Here is a 2145-nt window from a genome sequence, read left to right on the forward strand (position 1 = left end):
CGGCAGGGCCACCCCGATGATCGAGGTGTCCATGATGACCATGAACTGCGCGGCGGCGATGAGGGCGAGCGCCCACCACCTGCGCCGGTCCGACCTATCCGTACTGGACATCTCTTGTACTCCATACCGGTAGGGGGTATCGACCGAGCAGACCTCTGCCCTGGTCGCGCGAAGCGACTACCCCTGCGAAACGGAAGATCTTGACGGACCGTGGCCGCGAGTGTCTCGCGGCCACGGTTCACTCAGTGCTGGTGATGACCTTCATGGCCGCCACCGTGGTACTGGTGCACCACCGCGTGCCCCTTGCCACGCGAGATCAGCCAGCGGTTGACCGGGACCGTGATCACGAACGCCACCGCCAGCGCGAACGCGAGGCTGGCCCAGAACAACCAGCTGCCCAGGCCCGATTCCATGGCCCCCGGCACGGCCAGCATGATCCCGTTGTCGACGATCTCCATCACGGCGATCGACACGGTGTCCGCCGCGAACGCCACGCCGATGGCGGCACGGAGGGGCAGCCCGGACTTGAGCACGGGCCGGATGGTGAGCGCGTAGCCGAACACGAAGGCAAGGGCGACGGCGAGCGCGATGGTCGCCAGGTTCGACCAGCCCAGCGCGGTGCCGATGACCATGCCGAGCACCTCACCGATCGCACAGCCGGTGAGGCAGTGCAGCGTCGCGGAGATGGCGAGCTTCGTCAGACTCGATTGTGCACCAGCGTGATCCATGACCCGTTTCCCTCGCCTTACTTATCGGCCTGTATACCCTGCTGGGGTATGCCGTGCGAACATACGCTCATACCCCCCTAGGGTGTCAAGAGGACCTGGCGGGAAGATCGGCAGTGGGCGTCATCACTCCTCACCGTTGAACCGGCCGGAGCACTGACCCGTAGAAGGCAGTGATGCGATCTACTAGGTAGGATAGTTACATGGCTATGGGCGCGCGCGGCAAAACGACCCAGTGGGTCCTGCTGTGCGCGCTGTTCCTCGGTGTCGTCGGGATGCACCACGTCAGCGTGAGCAACGACATGTCGCACGGATCCGTGCCCACGAGCGCTCACCACCCGCCGCCATCCGAGGATCCAGCACCGCAGCCGATGCACGAGATGTTGCACCTGTGCGTTGCCGTGCTCGGCGCCGTCGTGTCGCTGCTCCTGCTCGGGTGGCTGCTACTGCGCACCGTGCGCCCGATCGCGGGTCACGTCCTCGCGTCAGCGGCGTGGCCACGAGCTCCCGGCCGGCCGCCGCCCAGAGGTGGTCGTGACCTGCTCGGTTCCCTGTGCGTGTTGAGGTTGTGATCGGCCCGGTCCCAGAGGCAGTCACTTTCCCCAAGCACAAGGAAGAACCACCAATGAGGAAGTCTCTGATCGTCGCCGGCTTCGCGACTGTCGCGCTGGTCGCCGGGTGCGGCGGCGGTAACGACATGGCCGGCATGCAGCACGACTCGACCACTGCGTCGACCCCGGCTTCCGGCGGGCAGGCGGCGGATCACAACGATCACGACGTGCAGTTCGCGCAGGAGATGATCGCCCACCACCAGCAGGCGCTGGACATGGCCGAGATGGTCCCGGGCAAGAGCACGAACCCGAAGGTGACCGATCTCGCGAAGCGCATCGAGGCTGCGCAGGACCCGGAGATCAAGACTATGACGGCGTGGCTCTCCAAGTGGGGTGCCTCTCCGCCGGCGTCGTCGATGCCGGGAATGGACCACGGCTCGATGGGCAGCGGCAACGGCATGATGACCGCCGAGGAGATGGCCAAGCTCGGACAGGCCACGGGGGCCGAGTTCGACAGGATGTGGACGGAAATGATGATCAAGCACCACGAGGGTGCGATCGCCATGGCCAAGACCCACATCGAGAAGGGCAGCAACGCCGAGAGCAAGAAGCTGGCGCAGGACATCATCACCGCGCAGCAGGCTGAGATCACCGAGATGCAGGGGCTGCTGAAGTAGCAGCCACAGACGTTCAGGCCGGGGCGGAGTGATCTGACCCCGGCCTGAACGCGTGCCACAGGTCACAGCTATACCCCTACCCTGTATGGCCATCGGGCCTTGCACACCCATACCCCCCTTAGGTATAAAGGTGGCAAGCGCCCGTCGTTCCCCCGGTCAGTTGCGACCGGCCGCGCGACGGACCGATCGACA

The 2145-nt window shown here is 65.5% G+C and carries 3 protein-coding genes and 1 pseudogene; 2 read left to right on the forward strand and 2 right to left on the reverse strand.

What is annotated here, in order from left to right:
- A pseudogene (locus BLR21_RS44810) lies at nt 1-111 on the reverse strand (MFS transporter); the annotation flags it as partial.
- A gap of 131 nt (nt 112-242) precedes the next feature.
- Nucleotides 243-728: a DUF4396 domain-containing protein gene (locus BLR21_RS41445; protein ID WP_090015583.1), complete on the reverse strand. Its 486-nt coding sequence runs from the start codon at nt 726-728 to the stop codon at nt 243-245.
- Between the two features lie 200 nt (nt 729-928).
- On the opposite strand from BLR21_RS41445, the gene BLR21_RS41450 reads away from it, so the two are divergent.
- On the forward strand, nt 929-1297 hold the full coding sequence (locus tag BLR21_RS41450; RefSeq protein ID WP_143028149.1) for a hypothetical protein: 369 nt from the start codon (nt 929-931) through the stop codon (nt 1295-1297).
- Between the two features lie 53 nt (nt 1298-1350).
- A complete protein-coding gene (locus BLR21_RS41455) occupies nt 1351-1953 on the forward strand; it encodes a DUF305 domain-containing protein (RefSeq protein ID WP_090015585.1) in 603 nt (200 codons plus the stop codon).
- Nucleotides 1954-2145 lie beyond the last annotated feature (192 nt).

It is taken from the genome of Lentzea albidocapillata subsp. violacea, from assembly GCF_900100275.1.
In the GTDB taxonomy this organism is placed as follows: domain Bacteria; phylum Actinomycetota; class Actinomycetes; order Mycobacteriales; family Pseudonocardiaceae; genus Lentzea; species Lentzea violacea.

Bases quoted from the DNA above. Each gene is read 5' to 3' on its own strand.
- BLR21_RS41445 (WP_090015583.1), bottom strand. From the start codon at position 728: ATGGATCACGCTGGTGCACAATCGAGTCTGACGAAGCTCGCCATCTCC.
- BLR21_RS41450 (WP_143028149.1), top strand. From the start codon at position 929: ATGGCTATGGGCGCGCGCGGCAAAACGACCCAGTGGGTCCTGCTGTGC.
- BLR21_RS41455 (WP_090015585.1), top strand. From the start codon at position 1,351: ATGAGGAAGTCTCTGATCGTCGCCGGCTTCGCGACTGTCGCGCTGGTC.